This window comes from Kosakonia oryzae (genome assembly GCF_001658025.2).
In the GTDB taxonomy this organism is placed as follows: domain Bacteria; phylum Pseudomonadota; class Gammaproteobacteria; order Enterobacterales; family Enterobacteriaceae; genus Kosakonia; species Kosakonia oryzae.
The window spans coordinates 1660649-1678947 of record NZ_CP014007.2; the positions used below are offsets into that span (position 1 = coordinate 1660649).

Annotated in this window: 20 protein-coding genes; 15 read left to right on the top strand and 5 right to left on the bottom strand. The window is 54.5% G+C overall.

Translation table 11 applies throughout. From position 1 onward, the window contains the following. Window positions 1-2 precede the first annotated feature (2 nt). The 7 genes from purF (at window position 3) to hisP (ending at window position 6562) form a co-directional block, all read left to right on the top strand. Window positions 3-1520, top strand: coding sequence for an amidophosphoribosyltransferase (gene purF / locus AWR26_RS08020; protein WP_043952877.1), 1518 nt, complete (start codon window positions 3-5; stop codon window positions 1518-1520). Window positions 1521-1613: 93 nt separating this feature from the next. After that, on the top strand, window positions 1614-2195 hold the full coding sequence (locus AWR26_RS08025; protein WP_064564832.1) for a UbiX family flavin prenyltransferase: 582 nt from the start codon (window positions 1614-1616) through the stop codon (window positions 2193-2195). A gap of 272 nt (window positions 2196-2467) precedes the next feature. Next, a complete protein-coding gene (gene argT, locus AWR26_RS08030) occupies window positions 2468-3250 on the top strand; it encodes a lysine/arginine/ornithine ABC transporter substrate-binding protein ArgT (protein ID WP_043952879.1) in 783 nt (260 codons plus the stop codon). Between the two features lie 263 nt (window positions 3251-3513). Continuing rightward, a complete protein-coding gene (gene hisJ / locus AWR26_RS08035; protein WP_043952880.1) occupies window positions 3514-4296 on the top strand; it encodes a histidine ABC transporter substrate-binding protein HisJ in 783 nt (260 codons plus the stop codon). A gap of 85 nt (window positions 4297-4381) precedes the next feature. Continuing rightward, entirely contained in the window at window positions 4382-5068 is a 687-nt protein-coding gene (locus AWR26_RS08040; protein WP_064564834.1) for a histidine ABC transporter permease HisQ, read from the top strand. After that, window positions 5065-5781, top strand: coding sequence for an ABC transporter permease (locus AWR26_RS08045; RefSeq protein ID WP_064564837.1), 717 nt, complete (start codon window positions 5065-5067; stop codon window positions 5779-5781). Before AWR26_RS08040 ends, AWR26_RS08045 begins: the two co-directional genes overlap by 4 nt. 7 nt (window positions 5782-5788) lie before the next feature. Continuing rightward, a complete protein-coding gene (gene hisP, locus AWR26_RS08050) occupies window positions 5789-6562 on the top strand; it encodes a histidine ABC transporter ATP-binding protein HisP (RefSeq protein ID WP_043952882.1) in 774 nt (257 codons plus the stop codon). 23 nt (window positions 6563-6585) lie between these two features. Here hisP and AWR26_RS08055 read toward each other — a convergent pair whose 3' ends face one another. The 3 genes from AWR26_RS08055 to yfcG form a co-directional block, all read right to left on the bottom strand. After that, window positions 6586-7086: a GNAT family N-acetyltransferase gene (locus AWR26_RS08055; RefSeq protein ID WP_064564840.1), complete on the bottom strand. Its 501-nt coding sequence runs from the start codon at window positions 7084-7086 to the stop codon at window positions 6586-6588. A gap of 68 nt (window positions 7087-7154) precedes the next feature. Next, complete coding sequence (locus AWR26_RS08060; RefSeq protein WP_043952884.1) at window positions 7155-8051, bottom strand: TIGR01777 family oxidoreductase; 897 nt, start codon at window positions 8049-8051, stop codon at window positions 7155-7157. Window positions 8052-8164: 113 nt separating this feature from the next. Continuing rightward, window positions 8165-8794, bottom strand: coding sequence for a GSH-dependent disulfide bond oxidoreductase (yfcG, locus tag AWR26_RS08065; protein WP_064564842.1), 630 nt, complete (start codon window positions 8792-8794; stop codon window positions 8165-8167). Window positions 8795-8929: 135 nt separating this feature from the next. Between yfcG and yfcF the strand changes: the two genes are divergently transcribed. The 3 genes from yfcF to yfcD are packed head-to-tail and all read left to right on the top strand — an operon-like array spanning window position 8930 to window position 10781. Beyond that, the gene (yfcF, locus tag AWR26_RS08070; RefSeq protein WP_064564844.1) at window positions 8930-9574 is read left to right on the top strand and encodes a glutathione transferase; all 645 of its coding nucleotides are present in this window, start codon (window positions 8930-8932) and stop codon (window positions 9572-9574) included. Between the two features lie 55 nt (window positions 9575-9629). Continuing rightward, window positions 9630-10181, top strand: coding sequence for a phosphodiesterase (gene yfcE / locus AWR26_RS08075; protein ID WP_064564846.1), 552 nt, complete (start codon window positions 9630-9632; stop codon window positions 10179-10181). Window positions 10182-10235: 54 nt separating this feature from the next. Then, entirely contained in the window at window positions 10236-10781 is a 546-nt protein-coding gene (gene yfcD / locus AWR26_RS08080; protein WP_007371069.1) for an NUDIX hydrolase YfcD, read from the top strand. Here yfcD and AWR26_RS08085 read toward each other — a convergent pair. Further along, the gene (locus tag AWR26_RS08085) at window positions 10778-11797 is read right to left on the bottom strand and encodes a LacI family DNA-binding transcriptional regulator (RefSeq protein ID WP_064564848.1); all 1020 of its coding nucleotides are present in this window, start codon (window positions 11795-11797) and stop codon (window positions 10778-10780) included. The two genes, yfcD and AWR26_RS08085, sit on opposite strands and share 4 nt — an antisense overlap. Window positions 11798-12031: 234 nt before the next feature. Here AWR26_RS08085 and AWR26_RS08090 point away from each other — a divergent pair, with 234 nt between their 5' ends. The 5 genes from AWR26_RS08090 to AWR26_RS08110 all read left to right on the top strand — a co-directional run bounded on the left by AWR26_RS08090 (window position 12032) and on the right by AWR26_RS08110 (window position 16048). After that, entirely contained in the window at window positions 12032-12475 is a 444-nt protein-coding gene (locus AWR26_RS08090) for a PTS sugar transporter subunit IIA (RefSeq protein WP_064564849.1), read from the top strand. Between the two features lie 80 nt (window positions 12476-12555). After that, entirely contained in the window at window positions 12556-12828 is a 273-nt protein-coding gene (locus AWR26_RS08095; protein ID WP_007371072.1) for a PTS sugar transporter subunit IIB, read from the top strand. 52 nt (window positions 12829-12880) lie between these two features. Then, the gene (locus tag AWR26_RS08100) at window positions 12881-14272 is read left to right on the top strand and encodes a PTS ascorbate transporter subunit IIC (protein WP_064564851.1); all 1392 of its coding nucleotides are present in this window, start codon (window positions 12881-12883) and stop codon (window positions 14270-14272) included. After that, the gene (locus AWR26_RS08105) at window positions 14269-15102 is read left to right on the top strand and encodes a transketolase (RefSeq protein WP_064564853.1); all 834 of its coding nucleotides are present in this window, start codon (window positions 14269-14271) and stop codon (window positions 15100-15102) included. The genes AWR26_RS08100 and AWR26_RS08105 overlap by 4 nt, the downstream gene beginning before the upstream one ends. Next, window positions 15095-16048: a transketolase family protein gene (locus AWR26_RS08110; RefSeq protein ID WP_064564855.1), complete on the top strand. Its 954-nt coding sequence runs from the start codon at window positions 15095-15097 to the stop codon at window positions 16046-16048. Before AWR26_RS08105 ends, AWR26_RS08110 begins: the two co-directional genes overlap by 8 nt. A 79-nt stretch (window positions 16049-16127) precedes the next feature. Here the strand turns inward: AWR26_RS08110 and pta are convergent, their stop codons facing one another. After that, window positions 16128-18269, bottom strand: coding sequence for a phosphate acetyltransferase (pta, locus tag AWR26_RS08115; protein ID WP_064564857.1), 2142 nt, complete (start codon window positions 18267-18269; stop codon window positions 16128-16130). Window positions 18270-18299 lie beyond the last annotated feature (30 nt).

Below are 18299 nucleotides of genomic sequence, written 5' to 3' on the forward strand. Positions count from 1 at the left end.
GTATGTGCGGTATTGTCGGTATCGCCGGTTTTATGCCGGTAAACCAGTCGATTTATGACGCGTTGTCGGTGCTTCAGCACCGTGGGCAGGATGCCGCAGGCATCATCACCATCGACGAAAACAACTGTTTCCGTCTGCGTAAGGCGAACGGTCTGGTGAATGATGTATTCGAGGCCCGCCATATGCAGCGCCTGCAAGGCAATATGGGGATTGGCCACGTACGTTATCCTACTGCGGGTAGTTCCAGCGCCTCTGAAGCGCAGCCGTTTTACGTTAACTCCCCCTACGGCATCACGCTGGCGCACAACGGCAATCTGACCAATGCGCATGAGCTGCGTAAAAAGCTGTTCGAAGAGAAGCGCCGCCACATTAACACCACTTCTGATTCTGAAATCCTGCTCAATGTGTTTGCCAGCGAGCTGGATAACTTCCGCCACTACCCGCTGGAAGCTGACAACATTTTTGCCGCCATTGCCGGTACTAACCGCCAGATCCGCGGTGCTTATGCCTGCGTGGCGATGATTATCGGTCACGGTATGGTGGCTTTCCGCGATCCGAATGGCATTCGCCCGCTGGTGCTGGGCAAACGTGAAATCGGCGATGGCCGCACTGAATATATGGTGGCGTCTGAAAGCGTGGCGCTGGATACGCTGGGCTTCGAGTTCCTGCGTGATGTCGCGCCGGGCGAAGCGGTGTATATCACCGAAAAAGGCCAGTTGTTCAGCCGTCAATGTGCGGATAACCCGGTCAGCAACCCGTGCCTGTTCGAATACGTTTATTTCGCGCGTCCGGACTCCTTCATCGACAAAATTTCCGTCTACAGCGCCCGCGTCAATATGGGCACTAAGCTTGGCGAGAAAATCGCGCGCGAGTGGGAAGATCTGGATATCGACGTGGTCATTCCTATCCCGGAAACCTCCTGCGATATCGCGCTGGAAATTGCGCGTATCCTTGGTAAACCGTACCGCCAGGGTTTTGTAAAAAACCGCTATGTCGGCCGTACCTTTATCATGCCGGGCCAGCAACTGCGCCGTAAATCTGTACGTCGTAAGCTGAACGCGAACCGCGCTGAGTTCCGCGATAAAAACGTGCTGCTGGTGGATGACTCCATCGTGCGCGGCACCACTTCCGAGCAGATTATCGAGATGGCTCGCGAAGCCGGGGCGAAAAAAGTGTACCTCGTTTCCGCGGCACCGGAAATTCGCTTCCCGAACGTTTACGGTATCGATATGCCGACGGCCAATGAGCTGATCGCTCACGGGCGCGAAGTGGATGAAATCCGCCAGATCATCGGTGCTGACGGCCTGATTTTCCAGGATCTCAACGATCTTATCGAGGCTGTACGCTCTGAAAACCCGGATATCCAGCAGTTTGAATGCTCGGTGTTCAACGGCGTGTATGTCACCAAAGATGTAGATCAGCAGTACCTTGATTATCTCGACTCCCTGCGTAATGACGATGCCAAAGCGGTACAGCGCCAGAACGAAGTGGAAAGCTTAGAGATGCATAACGAAGGTTAATCCTGCCGCGCCCCTCCATCGTGAGGGGCGCAATCTGTTGCAACGCCCTCTATAATCAGGCAAAGTTCGTCCGATAAAAAAGGGGCAACAATCATGAAACGACTCATTGTGGGGATCTCTGGTGCCAGCGGCGCAATCTACGGCATTCGCCTGTTGCAGGTGCTGCGCGACGTGGCAGAGGTTGAAACCCATCTGGTGATGAGTCAGGCGGCCCGCCAGACGCTGGCGCTGGAAACTGATTTTTCTCTGCGCGATGTACAGGCGCTGGCGAATGTGGTGCACGATGCGCGTGATATTGCTGCCAGCATTTCGTCCGGTTCGTTTAAAACCGCAGGCATGGTGATTCTTCCTTGCTCGATCAAAACCCTCTCCGGCATTGTGCACAGCTACACCGACAGCCTGCTGACGCGCGCGGCAGATGTGGTGCTGAAAGAACGCAGGCCGCTGGTGCTGTGCGTGCGTGAAACGCCGCTGCACCTTGGGCATTTGCGCTTGATGACTCAGGCGGCGGAACTGGGCGCGGTAATTATGCCGCCGGTACCGGCGTTTTATCACCGCCCGCAAAGCCTGGATGCGGTAATTGATCAGACCGTTAATCGCGTTCTTGATCAGTTTGACATTGAGTTGCCGGAAGATCTGTTTACCCGCTGGCAAGGGAGCGATGCCGCAAAATAGTGCACTGCTACCCGGCGTGCGCTTTTTTGGGGCAATTCTGCAAGCGCGATCATATCCTCAACATTTAATCCTCTTTTCCCCGTGCTAACACTCCGGTTCGTTCAATAGACCTGCTATCTTTCATCATTAAGTAAGTTTGCAACGTTTTATTAACAAATTTAACGCGGTCTTTTTCCGGCTGCGGGAAACTGGCATAAGACGTGCAAGGTAACTGCCAGCAACACACAACACAACGTAATACAGAATAAAAACAGAACACTTGAGGGTAATGTATGAAGAAGACGGTTCTCGCTCTGTCTTTACTGTTGGGCCTGTCAGCGACAGCCAGCGTTTATGCAGCGCTTCCCCACACGGTGCGCATCGGTACTGATGCAACCTATGCGCCGTTCTCATCGAAAGATGCGAAAGGGGACTTCGTGGGTTTTGATATCGATCTCGGCAATGAAATGTGCAAACGCATTCATGTGAAATGCACCTGGGTCGGCAGCGATTTTGATTCGCTGATCCCGTCGCTGAAAGCGAAGAAAATCGACGCCATCATCTCTTCTCTGTCGATTACGGAAAAACGTCAGCAGGAAATTGCCTTCTCTGACAAGCTCTACGCCGCTGATTCCCGCCTGATTGCCGCCAAAGGTTCACCGATTCAGCCGACGCTGGATTCGCTGAAAGGCAAGCACGTTGGCGTGCTGCAGGGCTCCACTCAGGAAGGTTATGCGAACGACAACTGGCGCACCAAGGGCATCGATGTGGTGGCCTACCAGAACCAGGATCTGATTTACTCTGACCTCGCTGCGGGCCGTCTGGACGCGGCATTCCAGGATGAAGTCGCTGCCAGCGAAGGCTTCCTGAAACAACCTGCCGGGAAAGACTTCGCTTTTGCTGGTCCGTCAGTGAAAGATAAGAAATACTTCGGCGACGGCACCGGTATCGGCCTGCGCAAAGATGATACTGAGCTGAAAGCCGCATTCGACAAAGCGTTTGCTGAAATGCGTAAAGATGGTACCTACGACAAACTCGCCAAAAAATACTTCGACTTTAACGTTTACGGCGATTAAGGCTGCATAACCCGGCCATCCGGGATGAGGGAAATATGCACCACGTTAAATAACTGGCGTGGTGCATTTATACGGTAAATGTCTCATTGCGGTGCGCATTGTGCACTGCCTTGGTGCATGAATGCATAGTTACGCATTCATACTGCAAAAAAAGCCAGCGCGCGGGCATAATTTTTTGCCTTGCCGGGGCATATGATGGCACGATAACGGCACCGTATTGTTATGAGAATTCCCTTAGGAAAGACAGTCTGTTGAGGATAATGATGAAAAAATTGGTGCTCTCTCTTTCGCTGGTGCTTGCGTTTTCCAGCGTTTCTACTGTGTTCGCAGCCATTCCGCAAAAATTACGTATTGGTACCGATCCCACTTATGCGCCTTTCGAATCGAAGAATGCGCAGGGGGAATTGATCGGTTTTGACATCGATTTGGCAAAAGAGCTGTGCAAACGCATCAAAACCCAGTGTGTGTTTGTTGAGAACCCACTGGATGCACTGATCCCCTCGCTGAAAGCGAAAAAAATCGACGCCATCATGTCATCGCTCTCTATTACTGAAAAACGTCAGCAGGAAATTGATTTCACCGACAAGCTTTACGCGGCGGATTCCCGACTGGTAGTGGCGAAAAATTCTGACGTTCAGCCGGATCTGGACAAGCTGAAAGGTAAACGCATTGGCGTGTTGCAGGGCACCACGCAGGAAACTTACGGCAACGTAAACTGGGCGCCAAAAGGGGTAGAAATCGTCTCCTATCAGGGCCAGGACAATATCTACTCTGACCTGACTGCCGGCCGCATTGATGCCGCGTTCCAGGACGAAGTAGCAGCCAGCGAAGGTTTCCTGAAAACGCCAGTCGGCAAAGATTACAAATTTGGTGGCCCGTCCATCAAAGATGAGAAATTGTTTGGCGTCGGCACCGGCATGGGCGTACGCAAAGGTGACACCGAGCTACGAGATGCGCTGAACAAAGCGTTTGCTGAAATGCGCGCGGACGGCACTTACGAAAAGCTGGCGAAGAAATACTTTGATTTTGATGTTTATGGTGGCTAATCCCACCCGTGCTTAACGTGCAGCCCCTCTCACCTTGGGAGGGGAAGAGACACGGCAAAACACCACATACGACAGGACAGGCTGCATGCTGTACGGGTTTTCTCAAGTTATATTACACGGTGCGTTAGTCACCCTGGAGCTGGCTATCAGTTCGGTGGTGCTGGCGGTAATTATTGGTCTGGCAGGCGCAGGGGCGAAACTGTCGAAAAACCGGGCACTGGCGCTGATCTTTGAAGGCTATACCACGCTTATTCGCGGTGTCCCTGATCTGGTGTTGATGCTGCTGATTTTTTACGGCCTGCAAATCGCCCTCAACAGCATCACGGATGCGCTGGGTATGGACCAACTGGATATTGATCCGATGGTCGCTGGTATTATTACCCTCGGTTTTATTTACGGCGCCTATTTTACGGAAACCTTCCGCGGCGCCTTTATGGCGGTGCCGAAAGGGCATATTGAAGCGGCAACAGCGTTTGGTTTTACCGGTCGGCAAATCTTCCGCCGCATCCTGTTTCCGGCGATGATGCGTTACGCGCTGCCGGGTATTGGCAACAACTGGCAGGTGATCCTGAAAGCGACTGCGCTGGTTTCGCTGCTGGGGCTGGAAGATGTGGTCAAAGCGACTCAGCTTGCCGGGAAAAGTACCTGGGAGCCCTTCTATTTTGCTATCGTCTGCGGGGTGATTTACCTCGTTTTTACAACGGTTTCCAATGGTGTGCTGCTTCTTCTCGAACGTCGCTACTCCGTGGGTGTGAAGAGGGCTGACCTGTGATCGAGATCATTCAGGAGTACTGGCAATCACTGTTGTGGAGTGACGGTTATCGCCTGACGGGCGTGGCAATTACTCTGTGGTTGTTGATTTCATCGGTGGCGATGGGCGGCGTGCTGGCGGTGTTTCTGGCTATCGGGCGTGTTTCCAGTAATAAATTTATCTGCTTCCCGATCTGGCTATTTACCTACGTGTTTCGCGGCACACCGCTCTATGTTCAACTGCTGGTGTTCTACTCCGGCATGTACACGCTGGAGATCGTCAAGGGCACCGAGCTGTTGAATGCCTTCTTCCGAAGCGGCCTGAACTGTACGATTCTGGCGTTGACGCTCAATACCTGTGCCTACACCACTGAGATTTTCGCCGGAGCGATCCGTTCGGTGCCGCACGGCGAAATTGAGGCGGCGCGAGCCTATGGTTTCTCGTCGTTCAAAATGTACCGCAGCATTATTCTGCCGTCGGCGCTGCGCATTGCGCTGCCTGCGTACAGCAACGAAGTGATTTTGATGCTGCACTCAACGGCGCTGGCCTTTACCGCTACGGTGCCGGATCTGCTGAAAATTGCCCGTGATATCAACTCCGCAACTTACCAGCCGTTTACTGCGTTTGGTATCGCTGCGGTGCTGTATCTGATTATCTCTTATGTGCTGATTAGCTTATTCCGCAAGGCGGAAAAGCGCTGGTTGCAGCATATGAAACCTTCTTCGACGCACTGAGAACACGATGTCTGAGAATAAATTAAACGTTATCGATCTGCACAAACGCTACGGCGAACATGAAGTGCTGAAGGGCGTCTCGTTGCAGGCCAACGCGGGCGATGTGATTAGTATCATCGGTTCCTCCGGTTCCGGCAAAAGTACCTTTTTGCGCTGTATTAACTTCCTCGAAAAACCGAGCGAAGGCACCATCGTGGTCAGCGGCCAGAATATCAATCTGGTACGCGATAAAGATGGTCAGTTGCGCGTTGCGGATAAACACCAGTTGCGTCTGCTGCGTACGCGTCTGACGATGGTGTTCCAGCATTTCAACTTGTGGAGCCATATGACGGTGCTGGAGAACGTCATGGAAGCGCCGATTCAGGTGCTGGGCTTGAGCAAGCAGGAAGCCCGCGAGCGCGCGGTGAAATATCTGGCGAAAGTCGGCATTGATGAGATGCAGCAGCAAAAGTACCCGGTGCATTTGTCCGGCGGTCAGCAGCAGCGTGTTTCCATTGCCCGCGCGCTGGCGATGGAGCCGGAAGTATTGCTGTTTGATGAACCGACTTCGGCGCTCGATCCTGAACTGGTGGGCGAAGTACTGCGCATCATGCAGAAACTGGCGGAAGAGGGGAAAACCATGGTGGTGGTGACGCATGAAATGGGCTTTGCCCGCCATGTTTCCACCCACGTTATTTTCCTGCATCAGGGCAAAATTGAAGAAGAGGGCGCACCGGATGAGCTGTTCGGCAACCCGAAAAGCACGCGTTTGCAGCAGTTCCTCAAAGGTTCGCTGAAGTGATATAAGGCCGCCGTACAGGCGGCCTAAATCCAGGCTTTTTCCCGCCGGTAAATCCAGTCGTCATGATATTCGCCGCGCAGCAGATAGGCTTTTTCCAGCACCTGCACGCGCTGAAAACCACTTTTTTCCAGCACCCTCACTGACCCCTGATTCTCTGCCAGCACCCAGGCGTTCAGTGCCTGCACTTCGCTATCAAACGCGTAATCGCACAGGGCCTGCAGCGCTTCTGATGCAATGCCTTGTCCCTGCGCTGCGGGCGCAATCGAGTAGCCGACATCGGCTTCCTGCGGGTTGTGCTGGCTGATACGCAGACCGATATCACCCACCGAAGCATGCTGAGCGTTGCGAATAACAAAGGCGTGACGATCGGCAAGACGATCGTCGAACAGGGTGCGGATCTGATCTTCAGAGGCGATCTCGCCCATATAGCGCATCACGCTGCCATTGCGGCGCAGATGCAGGAAAAATGGCCAGTCGGAAGGTTCAAACGGGGAGAGAGTCAAGCGGGAAGTGTACAACGTCATGCCAGCGCCCTTACGGTGGTAAAGCGTCTTAGCTTACCACTGCAAACGCGCTGGCGGAGCCACGAAAATTAAGAGGTCACAACATCCCCCAGCGCCTCTTCCAGATCGTACCAGCGGAAAGCAAAACCGGCAGCTTCGAGGCGTTTCGGCAGCGCGCGCTGGCCGCCAAGCACCAGAACAGAGGATTCGCCCATCATCAGGCGTACGGCAAAAGCGGGCGCGCGCATAATGGCCGGGCGGTGCAGCACATGGCCGAGCGTGTGAGCAAACTGCTCGTTGCGCACCGGGTAGGGCGAAACCATATTGAACGGCCCGCGCAGATCGTTATCCAGCAGCCAGAGAATGCCGTTCAGCATATCGTCGATGTGGATCCACGCCAGATACTGACGGCCATTGCCAATCGGGCCGCCAAGACCGAGACGGAACAGCGGCAACAGCTTGCCGAGGATCCCGCCCTGCGGCGCGAACACCACGCCGGTACGCAGCAGGCAAACGCGGGTGCGATCGCTTTGCGCTTCGCAGGCAATTTGCTCCCAGCGGGCGCAAAGTTTGTGGGTAAACTCGTTGTGCGGCGGCTCCTCTTCGGTGACCACTACTTCACCGAGATCGCCGTAGTAGCCCGCTGCCGATCCGGAAATCAGCACCTGTGGCGGTGTGTCGCTGGCCTTAATCAAATCCACCAGCTGTTGCGTTATCTGCCAGCGACTGTTGCACAGACGCTGCTTCTGCTCTTCGCTCCAGCGTTTATCGGCGATCGGCTCACCTGCCAGGTTGATCACCGCATCAAACTCATTGAGGTGAGTGCGATCGTTGAGCCCTTTCCACAGCGTTACGCGGGCATCAAGTCGCTGTTGCGCTTTGGCCGGGCTGCGCGTCACAACGGTAACGGCATGCCCAAGCTCCAGCAGCCGAGGGATGAGATGACGACCAATCAGGCCAGTCCCGCCGGTAATCAGTATCTGCATGTTTCCCTCCTTTGGTAATGTTCCATTTCAGCATAAGTGAGCGGCTCAAATCCGCGTGCGATACCGAACACATTTCACGGATTTTTTAATTATCAGAACAGGTTACCTGGCTTTCATAGCTGCTGTGCTTTTTGCAGCGCCTGCTCAGTGGCCGGACGGGTACGGATGCGCTCATACCAGTTAAACACCGCGGGATAATCCTCAAGATTCACGCGCTGACGCGGGTGTGAGTGGATCCACGGCCAGGCGGCGATATCCGCAATGCTGTAATGCTCACCTGCCAGCCACGGCACCCGCTCCAGCCGTTTATTCAATACCTGATACAGACGCTGGGTTTCGACCTGATAGCGTTCAATAGCATACGGCACCGGCTGCGGCGCAAAGTGGTTAAAGTGATGATTTTGCCCGAGCATCGGCCCCAAACCGGCAACCTGCCAGAAAAGCCACTGCAAAGTGACATGGCGTTCACGCAATTCGCCGCTGAGCAATTTCCCCGTTTTTTCCGCCAGATACAGCAGAATTGCGCCAGATTCAAACACGCTCAGCGGCGCGCCGCCATCGGCGGGCAGGTGATCGACAATGGCCGGGATTTTATTGTTCGGAGAGATAATCAGAAAATCCGGACGAAACTGCTCACCTTTGCTGATATCGACGCGGATCAGGCGGTATTCCAGCCCGCTCTCTTCCAGAAATAGCGTTACTTTATGACCGTTTGGTGTGGGCGCGTAATAGAGGTCTATCATCAATACTCCAGATATAAGAATAATCGTCACTCTCAGAGTATAGGTGTTCCCTCTGGCTGCTGAGTTTTCATTAAGTGACAGCCTGGTCAGGACGTTATATTTTGAAGGAAAAACTCACCGTTAAACGAGGATGTTATGAACGAACCGGCTATCACGTTATGGTCCGATGCCAATTATTTCTCCCCGTATGTACTGTCGGCCTATGTTGCTCTGCATGAAAAAGCTCTGCCTTTCTCGCTTAAAACCGTCGATCTGGCCAGCGGCGCTCAACATACGCCTGGCTGGCCGGGTTATCATCTGACGCAGCGCGTGCCGGTTCTGGCGATTGAGGGTTTCGAACTCAGCGAATCGACGGCGATTGCAGAATATCTCGAAGAGCGCTTCGCGCCGCCGGAATGGGAGCGCATCTACCCACACGATTTGCAAAAACGCGCCCGCGCCCGGCAAATCCAGGCCTGGCTGCGCAGCGATTTAATGCCCATCCGCGAAGAACGCCCGACAGAGGTCGTTTTTGCAGGCGAGAAAAAAGCGCCGCTCAGCGCAGCCGGGCAGGCGAGTGCGGAAAAACTTTTTGCTATCGCCGGCGATCTGCTGGCGCATGGTAAGCCGAACCTGTTTGGCGAGTGGTGTATTGCGGATGCCGATCTGGCGTTGATGCTCAACCGACTGGTGATGAATGGCGATACGGTGCCGGAGCGGCTGGCGGAGTATGCCACCTTCCAGTGGCAGCGCTCATCCGTTCAGCGCTATGTTGCACTTTCCGCTAAGCGTGCAGGCTGATAAGCCCGCTGACTTCCGTTATCATGGGCTGTTTTCTTCCGCATGAGGTGTAGTGATGAAACTGATGTTTGCATCGGACATTCATGGGTCGTTGCCCGCGACGGAACGCGTACTGGAACTGTTTGCCCAAAGCGACGCGCGCTGGTTGGTGATCCTTGGCGATGTACTGAATCACGGGCCGCGCAACGCACTGCCACAGGGCTATGCGCCAGCGCAAGTTGCTGAGCGGTTGAACGAGCAGGCCAGCCGCATCATCGCCGTACGCGGCAACTGTGACAGCGAAGTGGATCAAATGCTGCTGCATTTCCCGATCACCGCGCCCTGGCAGCAAGTGCTGCTGGCAGAACGTCGTCTGTTTCTGACGCATGGACATGTGTTTGGCCCGGATGATGTACCGCCGCTGGCGGCAGGCGATGTGCTGGTTTATGGTCACACGCACATTCCGGTAGCGGAGCAGCGGGGCGACATTTTCCACTTCAACCCCGGCTCGGTGAGTATTCCCAAAGGTGGGTTTGCCGCCAGTTACGGCATGCTGGAAGAGGGCGTACTGCGCGTTGTCGCACTTAATGATCAGCGGGTTATTGCGCAGGTCGCGATTAATCCGTAATTTACCTTTCAACCGAAACGCGCCAAAAGAGCGCCACAAAGAGAAGATTTCCCGATGGTGGAACAGAGTCATTTTGCAGGCATGGAGTGGGTGGATATTGTCAACGAAGACAATGAGGTGATCGCGCAATCAAGCCGGCAACAGATGCGGGCGCAGTGTTTGCGTCATCGCGCAACCTACATTGTGGTGCATGATGGGATGGGCAAAATTCTGGTGCAGCGTCGTACCGAAATCAAAGATTTTATGCCCGGGATGCTGGATGCCACCGCCGGTGGCGTGGTGCAGGCCGGTGAAATTTTGCTGGATTCCGCACGCCGTGAAGCCGAAGAAGAGCTGGGGATTGCCGGTGTTCCCTTCGCCGAACATGGCCAGTTCTACTTTGAAGATGAACATTGCCGCGTCTGGGGCGGATTGTTCAGCTGTGTTTCCCACGGGCCTTTTGCTTTGCAGGAAGAAGAGGTGAGCGAGGTCTTCTGGATGACGCCGGAAGAGATCACCGCGCGCTGCGATGAATTCACCCCTGACTCCCTGAAAGCGCTTGCGTTGTGGATGAGCCGCAATGCCAGCAACGATGCGGAAAAAGCCCCCGAAGCCGATTAGCAGCTATCCCGCAGGCAAAACGTCGGTGCTATCGGCGTTTTGTTCTCCCAGGTTTCATCATTCAGGCGCGCCAGCAGCGCGCGTCCTGCTTCAATACCAATCTTACGGTGCGGCACGGACATGGTGGTCAACGGCGGCTGGCATACCCGGCTGACATCGCTGTCGCCAAAGCCGACTATCGCTAAATCATCCGGAACCTTAATACGCCGCCGCTGGCATTCGTACAGCGCGCCGCAGGCCAGTTCATCCGAGACACACACCAGCGCATCCAGTTCCGGCCACGCCAGCAAAAATTCCGGCAGTTGCGCCGCGCCCGTGGAGAAAACCGGCGGCGCGGCGGCGTTAATCACCCGGTTCGGCGACATATGGTGGCGCAGCATCGCTTTGTACCAGCCCTGCAAATGCTGCTGGAAAATCCACTGCTCCTGGTTGGCGCACAGCAGGCCGATATTCTGATAACCGCGCTGCACCAGCATTTGCGTCAGCTCGAACATCGCCGCAACGTTATCGATGCCGATATTCATATCAATCGGATCGGCGCGCACCGCGCCAATTTCCATCACCGGAATGGAGGCGTTTTTCAGCCAGTGGCGCACCATATCGCTATGCTCGACGCTGAGCAGGATGGCGGCGGCCAGATTGGATGCAAGCAGCGTTTCCAGTAATTTTTCTTCCTGCTCCAGCCGATGTTGCGACTCGGCAAGCATGATCTGGTAGCCAGCAGGCTGCAATACCTGCTGTAAACCGGCGAACATCTCCGAGCAGCCGGATTCGGCAAGGCTTGGCACTACCATCGCGATAGTCCAGGATGATGCCGAAGCCAGCGCGCTGGCCGCCAGATTGGGCATATACCCCAACTCCTGCACGGCAGCCTCTATCTTCTCACGCAATTTATCTGAAACCTGTTCCGGGGTACGTAACGCCCGCGAGACGGTCATGGTGCCAACGCCAGCAAGCTGCGCGACATCGGCAAGGGTGACTTTTCCTGTGCTCCGACGTTTTCGGGTAATTGCCATTCCGTTTCCTGACAGCCCTGATATCTCAGGCGCTGAGTTATGAGTCATCTCAAGGCAGTATACGCCGGAAAGCCCTGCTTTTTCTGCGAATTCCCCTGCGTTTTCATATCTGATAGCGCTATCACATTTTTCGATCATTCCTGTTGGTAGCGCTATCTTTGCGACTATCATCACGGATAAGCGTCGCTGACTTGCATAAAGTTTGCCCATCTTATCCTTGATAAGGAGTGTGAAGTGTTAGACCAATGGCTTAACGACAAGACGATTCAGGTGCTTGATGGCGTAGAGAATTGGCCGCAGGCGCTGGAAATTTGTGCCAGACCGCTGCTCGCATCCGGCACGATCGCGCCGGATTATGTGACAGCCATTGTCGCCCAGCACCAGAAACTGGGGCCGTACTATGTGCTGGCGCCGGGGCTGGCAATGCCACATGCCAGGCCGGAAGAGGGGGCAAAAGGGTTAGGATTATCGTTGTTAAAATTGTCTCGTGGAGTTGATTTCGGCGCAGAGGATGCGGATCCGGTTGACACCATTATTATGTTGGCCGCACCGGATAAACACAGCCATATCGAAATGATTGCCGCGCTGGCGGAACTATTTTCCAGCGATGAAGATATGTCGCAATTACATCGTGCAAACAGTCTGGAGGAAATTAAAAACATTATTCAGCGTTTCTGATTTTTTATTTTGTCACCAGTGATAATACATTGCCTGCTATGGGCGATGAGGTCGTACTCTACTCAAAAAAGGTAAATACAATGAAAATAATGGCAATTTGCGGATCCGGCCTGGGCAGTAGTTTTATGGTCGAAATGAATATTAAGAAGGTCCTCAAAAAACTGAATATCGAAGCGGAGGTCGAGCATTCCGACCTCTCTTCCGCCACGCCAGGTGCCGCCGATGTGTTTGTCATGGCAAAAGATATTGCCGCCAGCGCCAGCGTGCCGGAAAACCAGTTAGTTGTTCTCAGCAACATCATTGATATCAATGAACTGGAAGCGAAAATCAGCGCTTTCTTCGCCAACCGTTAACATCAACCGGATGCGCTGCACAACGGTGCGGCATGCATAAAGCGAGGTGGATATGTTTATCCTTGAAACGCTAAACTTTGTTGTTGATATATTGAAAGTCCCTTCTGTACTGGTGGGGTTAATTGCGCTGATTGGTCTGCTGGCGCAGAAAAAATCCTTTTCCGATGTTGTGAAAGGGACGGTTAAAACGATTCTCGGTTTTATCGTATTGGGCGGCGGGGCGACAGTATTGGTCGGCTCATTAAATCCGCTGGGTGGCATGTTTGAACATGCTTTTAATATTCAGGGGATCATTCCAAATAACGAGGCAATTGTTTCAATTGCGCTGGAGAAATATGGTGCATCAACGGCGCTGATCATGGCATTCGGCATGGTAGCGAATATTATTGTCGCGCGCTTTACGCGTCTGAAATACATTTTTCTGACCGGACATCACACCTTCTATATGGCCTGCATGATTGGGGTGATCCTCACTGTCGCTGGTTTTGAAGGCGTCGGACTGGTATTTACCGGTTCGCTGATCCTTGGCCTGGTGATGGCGTTCTTCCCGGCGATCGCGCAGCGTTATATGAAACGGATCACCGGCAACGATGACATCGCGTTCGGCCATTTCGGTACGCTTGGCTACGTGTTGTCAGGCTGGATCGGCAGTAAATGCGGCAAGGGCTCACGCTCAACGGAAGAGATGAACCTGCCGAAAAACCTGAGCTTTCTGCGTGACAGCTCAATCTCCATCTCGCTGACGATGATCATTATTTACATGATCTTAGCTGTTTGCGCCGGGCGTGAGTACGTTGAGAGCCAACTCAGCGCCGGGCAGAACTTCCTCGTCTACGCGATTATTCAGGCCATCACCTTTGCCGCAGGGGTATTCATTATCCTGCAAGGCGTACGCCTGATTCTGGCGGAAATTGTTCCTGCCTTTACCGGCTTTTCCGAAAAACTGGTGCCGAATGCTCGCCCGGCGCTGGATTGCCCGGTGGTTTATCCCTATGCGCCAAATGCGGTGCTGGTCGGCTTCCTGTTCAGTTTCCTCGGTGGGCTGGTGGGGCTATTCCTGCTCGGCCAGATGAAATTGGTGCTGATCCTGCCTGGCGTGGTGCCGCACTTCTTCACCGGTGCGACGGCGGGTGTGTTTGGTAACGCTACCGGCGGACGACGTGGTGCGATGCTCGGCGCGTTCGCTAACGGACTACTCATCACTTTCCTGCCAGTTTTGCTGTTGCCGGTGCTCGGCGCGCTGGGCTTTGCCAATACCACCTTTTCGGACGCTGACTTTGGCTTTATCGGCATTGTGTTGGGCAATCTGGCGCGTTACCTGTCGCCGCTGGCGATTACCGGATTGGTGGTGGCGGTGTTTATCGCATTAGTCATCTGGAATCTGATGTCGAAGGGCAAACCTGCTGCCAGTGGCACAGAAGAAAAGAGTGGGGCGAAGTCATGAGTTCAATTGCAGAAGTGAAACAGTTTGCGCGGGATATCCGCATAGCAACCCTGAAAGCGTTGACGCACCTGGGCTTTGGACACTATGGCGGTAGCATGTCGGTGGTGGAAACGCTTGCCGTACTGTATGGCGAGGTCATGCGGATTGATCCTGCCGATCCGGACTGGCCGGAGCGCGATTACTTCGTGCTGTCGAAAGGCCACGCGGGCCCGGCGCTCTACAGCACGCTGGCGCTGAAAGGTTATTTCCCGCAGGAGATGCTGCAAACTCTCAATGAGAACGGCACCCGCTTGCCGAGTCATCCGGATCGCTTAAAAACCCGCGGCGTGGATGCGACCACCGGATCGCTTGGCCAGGGCATTTCTATCGCCGGAGGAATGGCGCTGGGACATAAACTGGCGGGCAGGCCCAACCGTGTGTTTTGCATTGTCGGTGATGGCGAATTGAATGAAGGTCAATGCTGGGAAGCGTTCCAGTTTATTGCGCATCACAAGCTCAACAACCTGACGGTGTTTGTGGACTGGAATAAGCAGCAACTGGACGGCGAGCTGGATGAGATTATTTGCGCTTTCGATCTGGAGGGGAAATTCCGCGCCTTCGGTTTCGATGTCTGTACGGTGAAGGGCGACGACATTGCCGCACTTCTGGAGGTGGTGAAGCCGGTTCCGGCTGCCGATGCCCGGCCACGGCTGGTGATCCTCGACAGCATTAAAGGACAGGGGGTGCCATATCTCGAAAAGCTGAGCAACTCGCACCATTTACGCCTGACCGAAGAGATGAAGCAGGCGCTTAACGAAACTATCGAACAACTGGAGGCGGCGCATGATTAAGGTGGCTGAAGTCGGCGGTAAAGACAGCATCGAGATGCGCAAAGTTTATGCCGGTTTTATCAGCGATCAGATTGAAGCGGGCAGCGACATTATCGCGCTGGAAGCCGATCTGATGAGTTCGATGGCTATGGACGGTGTGCAGAAAAAGTATCCGCAGCATGTAATCAACTGCGGCATCATGGAGGCTAACGTCATTGGTACGGCAGCGGGGCTGTCGTTGACCGGGCGCAAACCCTTTGTGCATACCTTTACTGCGTTTGCCAGCCGCCGCTGTTTCGACCAATTGTTTATGTCGCTCGATTACCAGCGCAACAATGTCAAAGTCATTGCCTCCGACGCCGGTGTGACCGCCTGTCACAATGGCGGAACACACATGTCCTTTGAGGATATGGGGATTGTGCGCGGTCTGGCTCATTCGGTGGTACTGGAGGTGACGGATGCGGTGATGTTCGCCGATATCCTGAACCAACTGGCTCACCTGGAAGGGTTCTACTGGGTGCGCACCATTCGTAAACAGGCACCGACCATTTATCAACCGGGTTCACATTTCACCATCGGCAAAGGCAATGTCCTGCGTGACGGTTCGGATATTACGCTGATTGCCAACGGTATTATGGTGGCTGAAGCGCTGGCTGCGGCGCAGCAACTGGCGCAGGAAGGCGTTAGTGCGGCGGTAATCGATATGTTTACCTTAAAACCTATCGACCGCATGCTGGTGAAGAACTACGCCGAGAAGACCGGGCGGATTGTCACCTGTGAGAACCACAGCATTCATAACGGGCTGGGTTCGGCCGTGGCGGAAGTATTAGTGGAAAGCTGCCCGGTGCCGATGCGGCGCGTGGGCGTGAAGGAGCGTTACGGCCAGGTGGGGACACAGGATTTTCTGCAAAAAGAGTATGGGCTGACCGCGCAGGATATTGTTTCTGCCGCGCGAGAACTGCTGTAAATAAAGCGGTAAATAAGAAAGGCGACCCGGAGGTCGCCTTTTGATTTTTACCGGATAGCGCTAACGCCATCCGATACAATTACTGCTGCTGAGACGCCTGAATGGCGGTCAGAGCGATGGTGTAGACGATATCGTCAACCAGCGCGCCACGGGACAGGTCGTTAACCGGTTTGCGCATGCCCTGCAGCATCGGCCCGATGGAGATCAGATCGGCAGAACGCTGTACCGCTTTGTAGGTGGTGTTACCGGTGTTCAGATCCGGGAAGATGAACACGGTAGCGCGACCGGCAACCGGAGAGTTCGGCGCTTTGGACTTCGCAACGTCAGCCATAACTGCGGCGTCGTACTGCAACGGACCATCGATAACCAGGTCAGGACGTTTTTCCTGCGCCAGACGGGTCGCTTCACGCACTTTCTCTACATCGCTACCTGCACCTGAGTTACCGGTGGAGTAGGAGAGCATTGCTACGCGCGGCTCAATACCGAAAGCGGTAGCAGAATCAGCAGACTGAATCGCGATTTCAGCCAGTTGTTCAGCGGTCGGATCCGGGTTGATCGCGCAGTCGCCGTAAACGTAAACCTGTTCCGGCAGCAGCATGAAGAACACGGAAGAAACCAGCGAGCTACCCGGTGCGGTTTTGATCAGCTGCAGCGGCGGACGAATGGTGTTTGCGGTGGTGTGAACAGCACCGGAAACCAGACCATCAACTTCATCCTGTTCCAGCATCAGCGTGCCGAGAACGACGTTATCTTCCAACTGTTCGCGGGCAACGGCTTCGGTCATACCCTTGCTCTTACGCAGCTCAACCAGACGGGCAACGTAGCTTTCGCGAACCACTTCAGGGTCAACGATTTCGATACCAGTACCCAGTTCAACGCCCTGAGCCGCCGCAACGCGGTTGATCTCTTCCGGGTTGCCCAGCAGGACACAGGTCGCGATGCCGCGTTCGGCACAAATCGCAGCGGCTTTAACGGTACGCGGCTCGTCGCCTTCCGGCAGAACAACGCGTTTGCCCGCTTTGCGCGCCAGCTCGGTGAGCTGGTAACGGAAGGCTGGCGGAGAAAGACGACGGCTGCGCTCGGAAGTCGCGGTCAGGGAGTCAATCCACTGTGCGTTGATGTAGCGGGCAACGTATTCCTGAACGTTTTCAACACGTTCGCTATCGTCAGTCGGAACTTCCAGGTTGAAGCTTTGCAGGCTCAGGGAGGTCTGCCAGGTGTTGGTGTTCACCATAAATACCGGCAGGCCGGTAGCGAATGCACGTTCACACAGTTTGCGAACGCTGGCATCCATTTCGTAGCCGCCAGTCAGCAGCAGAGCACCGATTTCTACGCCGTTCATTGCCGCCAGGCAGGCAGCAACCAGCACGTCCGGACGATCTGCGGAAGTCACCAGCAGAGAACCCGGGCGGAAGTGTTCCAGCATGTGCGGAATGCTGCGCGCACAGAAAGTCACGGATTTCACGCGGCGGGTTTTGATGTCGCCTTCGTTGACGATGGTCGCATTCAGGTGACGTGCCATATCGATTGCACGCGTGGCAATCAGATCGAAACTCCATGGAATCGCGCCGAGTACCGGCAGCGGGCTGGTTTCCTGCAGTTTTGCCGCATCAACATGTACGACTTTCGCTTTGGAAGAGTCATCAAAAATTTCTGACAGATCCGGGCGAGTACGGCCCTGATCGTCAACCGGTGCGTTCAGTTTGTTAACGATAACGCCGGTGATATTGGTATTTTTTGCGCCGCCGAAGCTGTTACGGGTCAGTTCGATACGCTCTTTCAGCTGTTCCTGTGTGTCAGTGCCCTGAGACATAACAAACACAATTTCTGCGTTCAGCGTTTTCGCGATTTCAAAGTTCAGTGAATCGGCAAACTGGTGTTTGCGGGTCGGAACCAGACCTTCTACCAGCACGACTTCAGCGTCTTTGCTGCTTTCGTGATAGCGCGCGATGATCTCTTCCATCAGCACGTCTTTCTGGTTGCTGGAGAGCAGAGACTCAACATGGCTCATTTTCAGCGGTTCAGCCGCTGGCAGGCCAGAAGTCGCACGCACGATGGTGGTGGTCTGGTCCGGAGCATCGCCGCCAGCACGCGGCTGGGCGATCGGTTTAAAGACGCTCAGACGAACGCCTTTGCGTTCCATAGCACGGATAACGCCAAGGCTGACGCTGGTCAGGCCGACGCTGGTTCCGGTAGGGATCAGCATAATAATACGGGACACGGTTAATCCTCTTTCGTTACCGTCATTGCA

Coding starts and splice junctions, on each gene's coding strand:
- AWR26_RS08105 (WP_064564853.1), top strand. CDS start 14,269: ATGAGTTCAATTGCAGAAGTGAAACAGTTTGCGCGGGATATCCGCATA.
- AWR26_RS08095 (WP_007371072.1), top strand. CDS start 12,556: ATGAAAATAATGGCAATTTGCGGATCCGGCCTGGGCAGTAGTTTTATG.
- hisJ (WP_043952880.1), top strand. CDS start 3,514: ATGAAAAAATTGGTGCTCTCTCTTTCGCTGGTGCTTGCGTTTTCCAGC.
- purF (WP_043952877.1), top strand. CDS start 3: ATGTGCGGTATTGTCGGTATCGCCGGTTTTATGCCGGTAAACCAGTCG.
- AWR26_RS08110 (WP_064564855.1), top strand. CDS start 15,095: ATGATTAAGGTGGCTGAAGTCGGCGGTAAAGACAGCATCGAGATGCGC.
- AWR26_RS08085 (WP_064564848.1), bottom strand. CDS start 11,797: ATGGCAATTACCCGAAAACGTCGGAGCACAGGAAAAGTCACCCTTGCC.
- yfcG (WP_064564842.1), bottom strand. CDS start 8,794: ATGATAGACCTCTATTACGCGCCCACACCAAACGGTCATAAAGTAACG.
- AWR26_RS08060 (WP_043952884.1), bottom strand. CDS start 8,051: ATGCAGATACTGATTACCGGCGGGACTGGCCTGATTGGTCGTCATCTC.
- yfcD (WP_007371069.1), top strand. CDS start 10,236: ATGGTGGAACAGAGTCATTTTGCAGGCATGGAGTGGGTGGATATTGTC.
- yfcE (WP_064564846.1), top strand. CDS start 9,630: ATGAAACTGATGTTTGCATCGGACATTCATGGGTCGTTGCCCGCGACG.
- AWR26_RS08055 (WP_064564840.1), bottom strand. CDS start 7,086: ATGACGTTGTACACTTCCCGCTTGACTCTCTCCCCGTTTGAACCTTCC.
- yfcF (WP_064564844.1), top strand. CDS start 8,930: ATGAACGAACCGGCTATCACGTTATGGTCCGATGCCAATTATTTCTCC.
- hisP (WP_043952882.1), top strand. CDS start 5,789: ATGTCTGAGAATAAATTAAACGTTATCGATCTGCACAAACGCTACGGC.
- AWR26_RS08040 (WP_064564834.1), top strand. CDS start 4,382: ATGCTGTACGGGTTTTCTCAAGTTATATTACACGGTGCGTTAGTCACC.
- AWR26_RS08025 (WP_064564832.1), top strand. CDS start 1,614: ATGAAACGACTCATTGTGGGGATCTCTGGTGCCAGCGGCGCAATCTAC.
- AWR26_RS08100 (WP_064564851.1), top strand. CDS start 12,881: ATGTTTATCCTTGAAACGCTAAACTTTGTTGTTGATATATTGAAAGTC.
- argT (WP_043952879.1), top strand. CDS start 2,468: ATGAAGAAGACGGTTCTCGCTCTGTCTTTACTGTTGGGCCTGTCAGCG.